Below are 14,198 nucleotides of genomic sequence, written 5' to 3'. Positions count from 1 at the left end.
TTAACTACCCATGGTTACAGACACATGCCCGGCTTTTCTATATCATCGCGTCCTTTGCCCGGTAGCACCCGGGGTTTCTACGAAGGAAGATTGCATGGCGAATGCTTGCGGCATGGATTTCGGCACCTCCAACTCTACGGTTGGTTGCAGCAGGCAGGGACAGGCGACCTTGCTGGCGCTGGAAGACGGCAAAATGACACTACCATCGGTGGTGTTTTTCAATGCGGATGAAAATGAATTCACCTACGGCCGGGCGGCGCTGAACACTTATTTGTCCGGCTACGAAGGGCGCCTGATGCGCTCGCTCAAGAGCTTGCTCGGTTCCGGCATGATCGATGGCCAGACCGAAGTCGGTGGCCGCGCCTTGCCGTTCCGTGAATTGCTGGTGCAATTCATCGGCGAACTCAAGCAACGCGCCGAGCGTGCCTGCGGACATGCGCTTGACAGCGTGGTGCTGGGCCGGCCGGTGTATTTTGTCGATGACAATCCGGCGGCCGATCAACTGGCGCAGGATACCTTGACCGATATCGCGCGTGCGGTCGGCTTCCGCCATATCGATTTTCAGTTTGAACCGATTGCCGCCGCTTTCGACTACGAGTCCGGCATTGATCGTGAAGAACTGGTCCTGATCGCCGATATCGGCGGCGGCACCTCGGACTTTTCCTTGCTGCGTCTGTCGCCGCAACGGGCGGCCAAAGCCGAACGGCGCGACGATATCCTGGCCACCGGCGGGGTACATATCGGCGGCACCGATTTCGATAAATATCTGAGCCTGTCCAGCGTCATGCCTTTGCTGGGTCTGGGCAGCAAGCTCAACAGCAACAGCGAAGTGCCATCCGGGTATTACTTCAACCTGGCGACCTGGCACACGATCAACCTGATTTATACGCGCAAGGCGTGGCAACAATTGCAGGATGTCTACCGCGAAGTCAGCGAACGCGAGAAATTCGGCCGGTTGCTGGATCTGGTGGAACAGCGTGCCGGCCACTGGCTGGCCTTGCAGGTAGAAGCCGGCAAGATTGCCTTGTCGGCGGATGAATCGGTCGAATTGCAACTGGATCGTTTGTCGCCACCGCAAACGCTGCAACTGGAACGCAGCGATTTCGATGCCAGCATTCAGCATCTGGTGACGACAGTAGAACTGACCGTCGGCAATTTGCTGCGCGACGCCGGCGTCCGCGCCGATGCCATCGATACCGTGTTCTTTACCGGGGGTTCCAGCGGCGTCCACTTGTTGCGACAAAAAATCGGTGCCCTGGTGCCGAATGCCCGCCAGGTGGAAGGCGATCTGTTCGGCAGCATCGGCACCGGGCTGGCGCTCGACGCCATCCGCAAATTTTCCTGATCTGAATTGACGCCTGCCGGGCTGCGACAATATGTCGCACCCGGACACGGCTGATTTCCTTGTTATTCGATAGTCACGTCCATAAAATACGGATCTCTCCGCTCTGCCCGGTCTCCGTTATTTCATGTCGCGTCGTCGCCATTCCCTGCTCATCTGGTTATGCATCCTGGCCGTCTGGCTGGGAGCCTGCATGCCTGCGGCATCGGCGTTGCAACGTGCCGCGAGTGGCGGTCAGTGGCCGGCATTGCAGGAAATTTGCAGTGTCACCGGCATGGACGCCGGCAGTGTCGCCAATGCCGGAACGGATCGCAGCAAACAGGGCAATGCCATGGATGTGTGCGGTTATTGCAGCCTGGCCGCGCATACTCCGTTACTGACCACGCCCGCGTTGGCATTGCCTGCCATGTTGCGGGTCGCGGCACCGGTACTGACATTGCCGCAGTATGTCTATTTTCCTCCGCGTCCGTTTCATGGGCGCACCCATCCGCTTGATCCTCCCCCGTTTGCCTGACTGACCGCCTGAAGTCTGCGGCGCTGCATTGCGGTGCCGGTTCGCATCATTCAATCAAAACAAGTGGGGAAACATGTTCAAGAAGTCTGTCACCGGCGCTGCGCGTCGTCGCCGTTCGTTGCCTCTGCCGCGTCTGGCAAGCATGCTGTTGCCGTGGCCATCGCTGGCGCTGCTGGCGTTGTTGCCGGTGTCGGCACTGGCCGAGGAAATCAGTGCCGCAGCGGATACGGCAGGGGTGCCGACCGTCTTCGTGAACGATAAACGCGAGCGGCAGGCGATTGATCCGAATCTGCCCGCCACCAGCGAACGCATCACGGCGCAGCAACTGGAAAACCTGAACATCATCAATACCGAAGATGCCTTGAAGTACATGCCCAACATGGCGATTCGCAAGCGTTTCATCGGCGATGAAAATTCGACTATCTCGGTGCGCGGCAACGGCACCTCGCAAACGGCACGCGGACTGGTCTATGCCGATGGCCTGTTGCTGAGCAATTTTCTGGGCAATACGCACAGCTTCCCGCCGCGCTGGTCGATGGTGTTTCCGGAAGATATCGCGCAGGTGGATGTGATTTACGGTCCGTTTTCAGCGCTGTATTCCGGCAATTCCATGGGCGCGACCGTGGCCATCACCACCAAGATGCCGACCACGCTGGAAGCCACCGTCAAGGCGCAAGTCTTCAGTCAGCAATTCGGTTTGTTCGGCGTCGACGGCAGCTTCAACGGCAACAAGAGCACGGCATCGATTGGCAACAAGATCGGCGATCTGTCGTTTCTGATCGGCGTCGATCACTTGAGCAACGCCGGCCAGCCATTTGTGTTCGCCAGCCAGGCGCGCTCCACCACGCCGGCTACCGGTGCCGCGATTCCGGTCACCGGTGCTTATCAATATACCGATGCCAATGGCGCGCCGGCCACCATCTTCGGCGTCAATGCCGAAGGTCAGGAAAAAGTGGTGCAAGACCAGTTCAAGTTCAAGGCAGTGTATGACATCACGCCGACCTTACAGGCCGGGGCCACCTTCGGCTACTGGCGGCAACGGGTGGATAACGAAACCTTCACGTTCCTGCGCGATGCCAACGGCAACCCGGTGTATTCCGGCCTGGTCAATGTCGGTGGTTATCAGTACAACCTGCCGGCCTCGTTCTTCGCGCCGGCATCCAGCGAAAGCGAAAATCAATTGTTCGGCGTCTCGCTCAAGAGCCGTCACAGCAGCGGCTGGAATTACTCGGCGATTGCTTCCTACTTTGATGTCGCCAAGAATGTATCGCGCTCGGCCAACAGCGGTCTGGCCAGCAATCGCAGCGGCAGCGCCACGTTTGGCGACGGTACCGGCTGGAAGACGCTGGACCTGCTGCTCGATTACAAACCGGAACGAATGGAAGCCGGCAGCCACTGGCCGACCTTCGGCTACCACTACGATAACTATTTCCTCAACAGCAAGACGTATAACGTCAGCGACTGGCGCAACAGCGACAGCGGCGGTTTCAATAACGCCTTCACCGGCAAGACCGAGACCCATGCCTTGTTCGCACAAGATGTATGGCAACTGAGCGAGCGCTGGAAACTGACGACCGGCCTGCGCTACGAAGACTGGCGCGCATTCGATGGCGCGCGCGCGATTGTCGGCTCAAGCCAGTCCTACGCGGATCGCAATCTGTCGTACTGGTCGCCGAAGGCGGCGTTGCAGTTCAAGGCCACGCAGGATGTGAATCTGCGTTTTTCGATTGGCCGCGCCTATCGCTTCCCGACCGTCAGCGAATTGTTTCAGGGCAGTCTGACCGGCTCCACATTGGTCAATAACGATCCCAATCTGAAACCGGAAAATGATCTGGCCAAGGAACTCAGCGCCGAATGGGCACTGCAAAAGGGTATCGTGCGCGCGTCGCTGTTCGAGGACGATGTCAAGAACACCTTGTTCAGCCAGACCAATACCACCGTGTTCCCCAACGTCACGAATATCCAGAATATCGACCGCGTCAGATCGCGCGGCATCGAAGTGGTGTACAGCGGCGAGAATATCGGACTGGAAGGACTGGATCTGAATGCCAGCATTGCCTATACCCGTTCCATCATTCTGGAAAACAGCAAGAACCCGGCGACGGTCGGCAAGAATTTCTACCGTATTCCCTTGTGGCGCGCCAATCTGGTCGGGACCTATCACGTCAGCGATCAGTTGACCGCGATGGTGGGCGGACGCTATTCCGGACGCCAATACAACACGCTGACCAATACCGACATCAATCCCGACACCTTCGGTGGCACCAGTGCGTTTCTGGTATTCGACACCAAGTTCACCTTCAAGCCGACCAAACAAACCGAAATCGGCGTCGGCATCGATAACCTGACGGATCGCCGCTATTACGTCTATTACCCGTACCCGGGCCGCACCTTCTATCTGGAAGCCAAATTCAGTCTATGAACATTTTGCTCGTGAGGACTACCTGACATGTCTGCTTCTCCTGTCGCATTTACCGCTGCCGGAACCAGCGATGACGCCATGGCGTCATCGTCGCTGAGCGCGCGCAACTACCGCATCTTATGGCGCTGGCATTTTTATGCCGCCTTGTTTGTCATGCCGTTTTTGCTGGCGCTGGCTGTCACCGGCACCATCTATGTATTCAAGCCGCAGTTTGACCGCGTCATGTATGGCGACCTGTTGTTCGTCACACCGACTGGCACCGCGCCACTCAGTTATGCGCAACAAGTGCGGATTGCCACTGATGCGGTCAGTGACCAGGCGGTGCTGACCTCGATGTCGGTATCGGCTGATCCGCGCCGCAGTACGGAAGCGGTGTTTCGTCTGCCGACGGCGGACAGCGTCAGCGTCTATATCAATCCGTATAACGGGGCCTTGCTGGGCAGCCTGAGTGTGCAGCACCGCTTCATGCAGCAAGTGCGGCAACTGCATCGCGATCTGATGCTGGGTACCGGCGGCGGATTGCTGATGGAACTCGCGGCCTGCTGGACGCTGGTCATGATTGGCACCGGTATCGCCCTGTGGTGGCCGCGCAAGGCATTTTCCGTATGGGGCAGCCTGCTGCCGCGCTGGCACTTGCGCGGCCGCGCCTGGTGGCGCGAATTGCATCTGGTGATCGGGATCTGGGTAGCAATTGGCGCCGTGTTTTTCATTCTGAGCGGATTGCCGTGGTCGAATTTCTGGGGCAAGAATTTTCAGAACCTGATCACCGCCAACTTCGGCGCCGGCAAAAAGGAGCAGGCCGCCAAAAGCGATGAACATGCCGGCCATGCAGCCGCCGCCGGGAACAAGCCCGAAGCCGGCCGCAAGGTACGCGATTTGCCGCTGGCAGAAGTTCCGTGGGGCGTGGCGGCGACCAGTGTGCCGCATTCCATGCACGAAATGCATGCGATGCATATGGCGACGCCGGCACCGCCGTTGTCGCTCAATATTGATCAGGCAGTGGCGATTGCGGCGGCGCAGGGCATGCACACTTATCAACTGGTAGTGCCGCGTCAGGATAAAGATGTCTATACCGCATCCTATGCACCCGGCACGTCTGAATTCTTGCGCTCCGATCTGGATCAGCAGCGCACGTTGCATATAGATCGTTACAGCGGCGTCATTCGCAAGGATCTGCGTTACGCCGATTTCAATCCGGTCTCCAAGATGGTGACGCTCGGCGTCGCCTTGCACATGGGCGAGTATTTTGGTCTGGTCAACCAGTTGATTTGTGCCGCGATTTCACTGTCCTTGCTGGGCCTGTGCATGACCGGTTTCGTCATGTGGTGGTGGCGCCGTCCGCGCGGCGCACTCGGCGCGCCGCAACGCGTACTTCAGGCGCCACCGTCGTTGCGTCGCTGGCAGGCGTATCTGGCTGCGCTGGGAATCCTGTTCCCGTTGATGGGCGCGACCATGCTGCTGGTATGGGGCGGCGATCGCCTGTTCTTCGGCAAGCGGACCTGAGCGACATCCGCTTCAGGTTCCTGTGCAGGGCACCGCCGTTTCATTGTCGACGGCGGCGACCGGGCTGATGGCGCGAATGCGTCGGGTGGCGATGGCGCTGATCATCTGGTCGCGGAAATGGCACACCGTTTGCGGCAGTTTTCGCGCATGCATGGATTGCACCGCGATGCTGAATCCATGCAATTCGGGCGCTTGCAATTCGATGGCAACGGCATCCATCGACGACAACATATCGTATGCCGAAAAATGATCCAGCACGGCAATCGCGCCGCAATGCTGAATGAAGGCTTTGACCGGCAGCACCGAGTCACTGACCAGCAGCGGGTTGAACATCATGCGTTCGCGCGCGAAACTGCGTTGCAGCAGTTCGGATAACATGGCATCGCCGTTGACGACGGCAAACGGGTGCAGGTACAAGTCGGCGATGCTCAGCGTAGGTCGTCCCGTCAGGGCATGACCGGCCGGTATCACTACGCTGACTGTCGACGGCTCACTATATTCCATATGATTGCTGGCAGGGCCCGGCAAGGAAATGCTCAGGCCAAGGTCGGCATTGCCGTCTTCCACCATTTGCGAAACATGGACTGCCTTGCCGATGCAGATATCAAATCTGGAGTCCGGATTGGCGTTCATGAACGTGCGTATCGCCTGCGGCAGAAAATGCGAGGCAAATTCTTCGGTGCTGGCAATTTTGATCAGGCCGGAGCCGGCACCGACGGCAGCGTTGATCTGGTCGATCAAGGCACTCTCGCGTTGAAACAGATCGATAGTGAAATCTGCCAGTATCTTGCCGGGCTCGCTGAGGGTCATGCCTTGCGGTCCGCGATTGAACAATGAGGCGCCGAGCATTTCTTCCAGATTGGATATCTGCCGGCTGATGGCCGAAGTAGCGATATGCAGGCTCGATGCTGCCGCGCGCAGACTGCCGGTGCGCGCCACTTCAAAGAAATAACGCAGTATGGAGGAGGAAATTTTCTTTTGCATATCGATCCGTTATTCTTGTCCCGATCATGATCGGGGTGTCTCTGTCTGAAGTGATAACGCCGGCAACAACAGATTTCTTGTCATGCCGTGATGCCGCGGCCGGCGTTAACGTATTTTTGTCGATACAGAAAATGGAAATGATGCGGCCTGGATGAGCAGATGCAGTGTCAGAAATATCCGGCCTGCGCTGTTATCTGCAGACGCTGCTGCCGGCCGTGAAAAGAGTGACGCGGACGTCGTGCGGGAAATCCGCGGGCGCTTGCTGATGAGCTGTGGTTTGCATAGCGGTCGGCTGCCTTGCGTAGTTCGTGTTGCCATCGGATTGCTGCGCTGATGTAGTAGTCCGAAACATGTCTCCGTTCTGGTGCCAATTATTTATTAGCATTGCTGCTTTTGGTCAGTATTTCAGAAAAAAAAGCGATGTCTCAATTTGTTTTGAGATGCGGCTCGTTTTGTTTTTGGCGCGCGGTACGTCGTACCTGCCTGGTGCCTTGTGCACATCCAAGGGACGCCGGCATTGCATTAATTTTTCTTGCGCGTCACGGATATATTGGTTTGTCCCGGGCTCTTCAATATGTTGTAAATCAGATTTTTCGGGGCAAAGAAATTTCTCGCCGGAACTTGACTCTTCCTCTTTCCGATATTGTCGTTCCCGGCTGTGCCACTGCGGCGCACGGTTTTCATTTCGGATGCCAGACTTTTACCGGCTTGCTCAAGCAACGGCCGCAATTTCAGAAAAAGCATGGCAACCGCGGCGGGCGTGTTGCGGTTCACCGCTTGCGATGTCAATGACGGTATCGGGTCATTGCCGACGGTCGTTACCTGTGATGCGTCATCGGGCTTGCTCCTCACGGCCTGCTCCTTCACCACGGTTGGTCAGAAAAATCATGCCGGCAGAATCACATGACCATCAAACATCCTTCGATCTGAGGATGTGTTGTTTGCTTCCATGAAAGCGAACAGCGGACGGGTGATGTCCGTGTTTCGTTTCTGCGCAATCACGGTAATGAGCATATCCATTTATGGAACCAACGCGGTGTTGTGAAATGAAATATTGTGAAAATATTTCATCGTCCGTAATTCGCAACATCTTTTTCTGCTGCCGGGGCTGAAAAAAATCGCGGGATGACGCATGAAATTCAAGCTGCCGGAGACGAAAATCATCTCGTCAATTTGTGTGGGCGGAACGCACGGCAGGGAAAAAATTTCCAGTGATAAAACAGGCAAGGTGTTGTTCTAAAAATTGATATGGAGGAAAAAAATCATAGTCCGTAGAATTTATTCATCGCAGGAGAGGACCGAATAAATACGACATTCAGAGACGGCGCTGTTGGCGTCAACTGAATTGCACGTGGCGATGCCGGGGGGCGGGAAGGGAACTGGTCAGCGTGACCGGTAGCTTTTCATCTGCCTGATTTTCATCATGTCAGGGGAGCGCGGATCGTGAGAAAGCAGACGACGGCCAGTGATCGTCTTTCAGTCGCAGCGCCGCTGCAGACGCCTGATGCCAACATGTATCTGGTGGTGCGCAACGGACTGCATGCCGGGGCCCGGGTACTGATACCGGAAACACAGTGGCTGGTGTTGGGCAATGGCGCCAACGCTGATATCGCCTTACTCGACGATGGTATCCGCAGCCAACATGTCTTGCTCAAGAGGCAGGCCGATGTGGTGCTCATGACAGCGCTCAGCGGAGCAGTACACATATTTGATGTGGTGGCCGGCACAGGACGACGCTACCGATTGCCGGACGGTACGTTGTTGTTGCTGGCGGGAGTGGAGTGTTTCATCGGCACATTACCGGTGCGACAGCGGCAAAGCTTGCGTGCGCAGCGGATTCATCTGTTACGCCGGGCACCGCTGCGCCTGCTGCGGCTGGAATGGAATCGCTTATCTGCGCCGCGCAAGTGGATTGCGCTCATGGCGACGGCGCTGTTGCTGCTGATTGCGGCGCTGACGCTGGCCCTGCCTCGTTCGGGAGCACCGTGGGAGATGCCGGCATCCAGTCGTTATCCGGACCACAACGACGGCCATCGGCCGGGACCCGGTGCGGTGCTTGCGGCGGGCATCATGTTACGTCCCGGCAGATGCAACGCGGATTCCCGGCCCGAGGTCGGTAGCGGTATTTTTCAGATCACCACATAGGGAACAGCCAATGACCACTGCATGGATGAACCGAAGTGCCCTGGCACAAATATTGGGCCGGCAGTTGCTGGAGCGGCGGCTGGCGGGAGCCGGCGGTCATGCGTTCGGCCTGCGGCTGACGCAACAACTGCGGACCGGATATCTGTCGCATGCCCGCTTGTGCGACGGCGCGGGAGAAGATGCCGTGGCGCTGCGTTTTCATCATGCGATGCAAGCGTGTTACCAGCTCGCTGCGCAAGTCATGCGACAGGCTTATCCGCATCTTGAGACGCCGGCAACCCGTTTCGTGGCCGACAAGGTGACCGATAGCGCGATCAATAGCGCAGCCGATACCGAGGTCGCAGAGTCGTTGTCGGCCGGGGCCATGGTTTGCCCGGAAGAATTGATCGAGTTGGGGCACCTGGCGCGGGTACGCAATTTTTTGCCTGCATCGGAACAGATTTTTGAGATGCTGATCAGCATGTTTCCGGAATCAGTGCCGGCGCACATGGGATCAGGCATGTTGCGTCTGGATCAGGGGCTTTATCCGGCGGCGCAGGTATCGTTTGAGACAGCTTGCTGGCTGGCACCGGATGAAGGTATGGCGCATATCTGGCTGGGTCTGGTGCTGCTGATGCGGGAACGGCCGCAGCAGGCAGCGGAAGTGATCAGTCGGGCGTTACAGGCGCAACACCTGACACCTGAAGTGCTGGTAGCAAAAAGTTTGCTGGATTTACCTGTGCTGGCACCCTTTTCGCGACAGCGCCGGGCGCACCGGCTCGCTGCTGGCGGCAGTATCACGACCACAGGCGGACGATCAGCGCGAGGACGCCATGAATTCTGCACCTGATCTCAGTGCCGATGGCCGGCGGTTCTGGGCGCCGGGGGCAGCCGGTGACGTCGCGCTCCGGCGCTGGTTGTTTTTGCCGGCAATCGACGCCGATGCGTCGTGGTTGCGGAACGGCGAACCGCCTGCCGGCAGGCGCATGCTGCGACAGGCGAGTGCGGCCTTGTTTTGCGAAAACAAAGTTTGTCTGCCATGGCTGCCGGTGGATACCAGTGTCATCCGCTGGCTGATGCAACCGCAATCTGCAATCGAGCGCAGTCTTTGTCTGCTGAGTGCACTGTTGCTGCGCGAGAAAGTGTTGCTGAACGTGGCCGGGCCGCAGCACGATGCACTGGTACAGCGCATCGGCTGGGATGGCATGCAAACGGTGGCGTCGCATGCAGGCAGTGCAGATCAATCCCGGACGCTGCTGCAAATCGGTTTGCCGCCGCCGGACTGGTGTCAGCGCCAGTCCGCAGCCTGGCCCGGCATGGCCTTGATGGCAGCCACGCTGAGCGCGATGGATCCGGGTCTGGTCAGCCGCTTTCTGCTGCGCTTGCCGCGCGACTGGCAAAGTGCGCAATACCGCGTGCTTCAGGCGCAGTTGAACGATAGCCCGTGGTGCCAGGTGGCCGCCGATATCGCCATGATCAGATCAGACATGCAGGGGAGACAAGATGACCATTTTGCAATTCGGTAACTGGCGTTTGCACAACGGTCCCGTCATGGCGGCGCAAGTGCTGGAGGGCGTGCGCGAGCTGGCGGGGTTGCAAGAACAACTGGAGCGGGAGTATCGCCACAAACGGCATGAACTGGAAGCCACATTGCAGGCCGAGCGTGTCGCTGCGGTGGCGCGCGGCTATGAAGACGGCAAAGCCGGTGCGACTCAGGAGCTGGCGCAACTGGCTGCCTTCCGCATGTTGATCTGGCAACGTTTTGAACAAGATGTGCTGGAAGCGGTGATGCGCGGTTTGCAGCAGGTACTGGACGCGATCCCCTCTGCGGATTTGTTGCAGGCGCAGATTCGCAGCAGCCTGCAAGCGGCGGGTCAGGAGGGACTGTTGCGTATTCATGTCGCTCCCGGGCAACTGCCCCACGCCGAATCGTTACTGGCAGAAATCGCGCAGCAGTTGCCGGGCAGTATTTGCGAGGTACAAGCCAATGCCGCGCTGCGAGCGCAAGACTGCCTGGTCGAAAGTAGCTGCGGCATCATTGACGGCAGTTTGTCGGTGCAGTTGCAGGCGATTCGTCTCGGGATTGTCGCGGCCTGTGAAAAACACTGCGTCGTTAATCTCCAGGGGAGCATTTCATGAATGCGCTGCCATTGGCGTGGCCGGCATTGCCGGTCATGCCGGTACAAATTGCACGCATGCGCAACAGCCTGGCATTTGCCGGCCTGCGTCAGGTAACCCCGGTGCTGGATGGCGTGCCCTATGCCATTTCGGAGGCGGCGCCGCTGGCATCCTATCCTCTGACATTGTTTATCGATACGGCTGCCGGCCCTTGTCTGATGGCGTTGGATGCAGGCATGCTGGCGCCGGAACTGTCGGCGCAGGTATTGCGCGCTGTCGCCGTCAAGGATGGCGGTGATATCGACGGCATTGCGGATTGGCTGTTTGCGCCCTGGCTGGATGCACTGGAGGCCGCGCTGGGCGTATCGATGCATATCAATCAGGTGCTGTTCGACGCTCCCGCGCCGGTGCACAGCGTTGCCATTCAGTTGCGCGACCCGGCCGGACGCACCGGGAGCGTGGCGTTCAGCGGCGCACCGTTCGCGGCACTGGCACGTCATGAAAGCGCCAATCGCCGGCAGATCCTGACGATCCTGAGTACCTTGCCGCTGAGCGCGACATGGAAAATCGGTGCTACCGGTTTGCGGCTGGCCGATCTGGTGACATTGCAACCGCACGCGGTAGTGTTTCCGGACAGCCGCAAGCTGGTTTGTTCTTTTACCACCCTGACCGGCGCGCTGCATTTGCTGGGGCATTTGCAGGGCCAACTGTTCACGGTTCACACCACGGAGATCATCGACATGCAATCCTGTCAGGAGAGTGATGACGAAGGACTGGTGGCGCTGGAAAATCTCAGCGCCGAAATTGATATCGTGCTGGAGCGGGTCGTCATGCCCTTGTCCCAGGTGGCGACGCTGGCCAGTGGATCGGTGCTGCCGCTGACGCAACTGAGTACCGGTCGCAACGTGACGTTGTATTGTCGCAGTCTGCCTTTTGCGCGCGGCGAGATTGTAGTGGTAGGACAGCGTCTGGGCATTTTGCTGTTGGAAAAAGTCAATTTCGGCGTGGCATCGGAAGCGCCGCGCGCGATCGCGGAAGTGCCGCCACGACGCCGGCGTGACGACTGATCAAGCGGCACCCGGGCTGCCTTGCAGCGGCCGATACGGAAGACGGCCGGCGTGCTTCTGATGCGAGCGTTGGCTGACACCGGCAATATTGGGCAGGAACAAAAATGAGTGCGAGGCTGAGAAAACGCTTAACCCCATGGCAGCAATCACGGCTGGTGTATGAGTTGAGTTACCGTCGTCAGCATCTGGTGCTGACCACGGCCGCAGCGCAGTTGCGCCAGACCGAACAACGGGTTGCCGCCATGCAGGAAGAACTTGAGAAGAGCGCCCGCGCCATCAGTTGCGAGCAACAGTGCATGCGCGATTCCGACCTGCTGCGACCAGCCTCCATGGCACAGCATCGCAACGCCATCATCGTACAGCATCGTCATCGCCGCAACTTGTTGCGACTGCTGCAGCAACAACGTGAAGCCTTGATCTTGCACCGGATTACCTTCGAGAATGCACAAAAAAAACTCCACACCATCCGGACTCAGCTGGATGATGTGGAGAATCAATTGAAACGGCTTGGAGAGGGATATGCAGAAGACGCTAAGGTTCTCGACCGGTAGCGCAGGCTGTCAAGTCATCGTGACTGCGCCATGGCGACCGGCGTAGCGGCAATGTTGCCGGCCGGCAGATGCCAGCCGCCGCCAAGCGCCCGAATCAGATCTACCGTGGAGCGTGCCCGTTCACCATCGAGTTGAACCGCTGCGCGCTGCTGTTGCAGCACGGTGCGGTCGGCGTCGATGACGTTGAGAAAGCTGACCGATCCTTCCCGATATTGCACATGCGACAGTTTGGCGGCACGGCCGGATGCTTGCACGGCGTCGTCCTGGGCTTTGGTCTGGTCGCCCAGAATGCGCAGGCTGGCGAGATTGTCTTCGACTTCGCGGAATGCCGTCAGCACGGTCTGGCGATAGTTGGCGACATCTTCGTCGTAGACTGCACGGGCCCGATTGACACCGGCCTCGCGGCGGCCGCCGTCGAAGATCGGCAGCGACAATGCAGTGCCGACCAATGGTCCGAGCAAGAAGGTGCGGCTGGACCAGTTGAACAGATCGCCGAGCTTGGCCGATTCATAACCGAGGCCGCCGGTCAGGTCCAGACGTGGAAACCACGCGGCGCGGGCGACGCCGACGCGGGCATTGGCCGCCGCCATGGCGCGTTCGGCAGCAGCGATGTCGGGACGCCGCTCCAGCAAGGCCGACGGCAAGCCGGCGGGAATGCTGATCGACAATCGCGTCAGCGGTTGCGGCGCGAACGACAGTTCAGCCGGGGTCTTGCCCAGCAGGATGGCCAGCGCATGTTCTGCATTGGCGCGCTGACGGGCGATGCCGAACGATTCCGATTGCGCCGATGCCAGTTCCGATTTGGCGCGGGCGACATCGACTTCGCTGATGTCGCCTTCGTCGAAGCGGCGCTGCACCAGCTTCAGTGATTGCGCACGCAGTTCGACCGTGCCGCTGTACAGTTCTTGCTCGGCATCCAGTTTGCGCAACAGGAAATATTGTTGCGCGACGTCGGCTTGCAGCGCCAGTTGCACTGAATGGAACAGGGCTTCGCTGCGTTCGGCGTCGGCGCTGGCGGCATCAACCGTAGAAGCGACGCGACCGAACAAATCGGCTTCATAGGACACGCCGAGTTGCGCCCGCCACAGGGTGGTGGGTGACGTATTGGCATCGGCCGGCAAACCTTGCGAGGCCGGTGACGGACGCTGGCGGGTGGCGCCGAAGCCGGCGTCGATCTGCGGGAACAGACCGGAGCGGGCATCCTGGCGCAGGGCGCGCGACTGGCTCAGACGTGCGGCGGCGGCCTTCAGGTTCTGATTGGCTTCCAGCGCCTGTACTTCCAGCGCATTCAAGCCTTCATCGTTGAAGATCTTCCACCATTCGCCGCGTGCCATGTCTTCTGCCGGTTGCGCCGTCTTCCAGTCGGAAGCGGCTTTTTCATCGGCCGCTTCCTTGTAGGTGGCCGGGGTGCTGACAGCCGGCCGTTCGTAGGTCGGCGCGACCGAGCAACCGGCCAGCACCAGCATGGCTACCAGCAGGGCCGAGCCCAGCATGGCGGTGTGGGCGGGCCGGCGCAACTTGCCGCGCAGCCCTCCGAGATTGTTGAATGTCAATGCGTTCATTTCATTTTCCT

General features: G+C 59.0%; 13 protein-coding genes. 10 read left to right on the top strand and 3 right to left on the bottom strand.

Annotated elements, in window-relative coordinates; all coding sequences use genetic code 11:
* The first annotated feature begins 94 nt into the window (after positions 1-94).
* The 4 genes from AKL27_RS04295 (at position 95) to AKL27_RS04280 (ending at position 5,781) form a co-directional block, all read left to right on the top strand.
* Positions 95-1,345 (top strand): Hsp70 family protein, encoded by a 1,251-nt coding sequence (locus AKL27_RS04295; RefSeq protein ID WP_050461556.1) that lies wholly within the window; start codon positions 95-97, stop codon positions 1,343-1,345.
* A gap of 124 nt (positions 1,346-1,469) precedes the next feature.
* On the top strand, positions 1,470-1,856 hold the full coding sequence (locus AKL27_RS04290; protein WP_083438864.1) for a DUF2946 domain-containing protein: 387 nt from the start codon (positions 1,470-1,472) through the stop codon (positions 1,854-1,856).
* 73 nt (positions 1,857-1,929) lie between these two features.
* Positions 1,930-4,278: a TonB-dependent receptor gene (locus AKL27_RS04285; protein WP_083438863.1), complete on the top strand. Its 2,349-nt coding sequence runs from the start codon at positions 1,930-1,932 to the stop codon at positions 4,276-4,278.
* Positions 4,279-4,305: 27 nt separating this feature from the next.
* Positions 4,306-5,781, top strand: a complete 1,476-nt coding sequence (locus AKL27_RS04280) for a PepSY-associated TM helix domain-containing protein (RefSeq protein WP_050461554.1) — start codon at positions 4,306-4,308, stop codon at positions 5,779-5,781.
* Positions 5,782-5,793: 12 nt separating this feature from the next.
* On the opposite strand, the gene AKL27_RS04275 is transcribed toward AKL27_RS04280, so the two are convergent.
* Together AKL27_RS04275 and AKL27_RS04270 are read right to left on the bottom strand one after the other, a co-directional pair.
* On the bottom strand, positions 5,794-6,765 hold the full coding sequence (locus tag AKL27_RS04275) for a LysR family transcriptional regulator (protein WP_050461553.1): 972 nt from the start codon (positions 6,763-6,765) through the stop codon (positions 5,794-5,796).
* A 522-nt stretch (positions 6,766-7,287) separates the two neighbouring features.
* Positions 7,288-7,635, bottom strand: a complete 348-nt coding sequence (locus AKL27_RS04270) for a hypothetical protein (protein ID WP_157056793.1) — start codon at positions 7,633-7,635, stop codon at positions 7,288-7,290.
* A gap of 573 nt (positions 7,636-8,208) precedes the next feature.
* Here AKL27_RS04270 and AKL27_RS04265 point away from each other — a divergent pair.
* The 6 genes from AKL27_RS04265 (at position 8,209) to AKL27_RS27550 (ending at position 12,625) form a co-directional block, all read left to right on the top strand.
* Positions 8,209-8,910: an FHA domain-containing protein gene (locus AKL27_RS04265; RefSeq protein ID WP_157056792.1), complete on the top strand. Its 702-nt coding sequence runs from the start codon at positions 8,209-8,211 to the stop codon at positions 8,908-8,910.
* Between the two features lie 10 nt (positions 8,911-8,920).
* Positions 8,921-9,739, top strand: a complete 819-nt coding sequence (locus tag AKL27_RS04260) for a tetratricopeptide repeat protein (RefSeq protein ID WP_050461550.1) — start codon at positions 8,921-8,923, stop codon at positions 9,737-9,739.
* On the top strand, positions 9,723-10,415 hold the full coding sequence (locus AKL27_RS04255; protein WP_050461549.1) for a hypothetical protein: 693 nt from the start codon (positions 9,723-9,725) through the stop codon (positions 10,413-10,415). The genes AKL27_RS04260 and AKL27_RS04255 overlap by 17 nt, the downstream gene beginning before the upstream one ends.
* Positions 10,393-11,028, top strand: coding sequence for a FliH/SctL family protein (locus AKL27_RS04250; protein WP_050461548.1), 636 nt, complete (start codon positions 10,393-10,395; stop codon positions 11,026-11,028). The genes AKL27_RS04255 and AKL27_RS04250 overlap by 23 nt, the downstream gene beginning before the upstream one ends.
* Complete coding sequence (locus tag AKL27_RS04245) at positions 11,025-12,074, top strand: FliM/FliN family flagellar motor switch protein (protein WP_050461547.1); 1,050 nt, start codon at positions 11,025-11,027, stop codon at positions 12,072-12,074. Before AKL27_RS04250 ends, AKL27_RS04245 begins: the two co-directional genes overlap by 4 nt.
* Before the next feature lie 104 nt (positions 12,075-12,178).
* On the top strand, positions 12,179-12,625 hold the full coding sequence (locus AKL27_RS27550) for a hypothetical protein (RefSeq protein ID WP_157056791.1): 447 nt from the start codon (positions 12,179-12,181) through the stop codon (positions 12,623-12,625).
* Between the two features lie 14 nt (positions 12,626-12,639).
* Here the strand turns inward: AKL27_RS27550 and AKL27_RS04235 are convergent, their stop codons facing one another.
* The gene (locus AKL27_RS04235) at positions 12,640-14,187 is read right to left on the bottom strand and encodes an efflux transporter outer membrane subunit (protein ID WP_408609754.1); all 1,548 of its coding nucleotides are present in this window, start codon (positions 14,185-14,187) and stop codon (positions 12,640-12,642) included.
* Positions 14,188-14,198: the final 11 nt, after the last annotated feature.

The sequence above is a fragment of the Herbaspirillum autotrophicum genome (assembly GCF_001189915.1).
Classification (GTDB): Bacteria; Pseudomonadota; Gammaproteobacteria; order Burkholderiales; family Burkholderiaceae_D; genus Herbaspirillum; species Herbaspirillum autotrophicum.
This window is presented reverse-complemented; position numbering and strand designations above follow the sequence as displayed.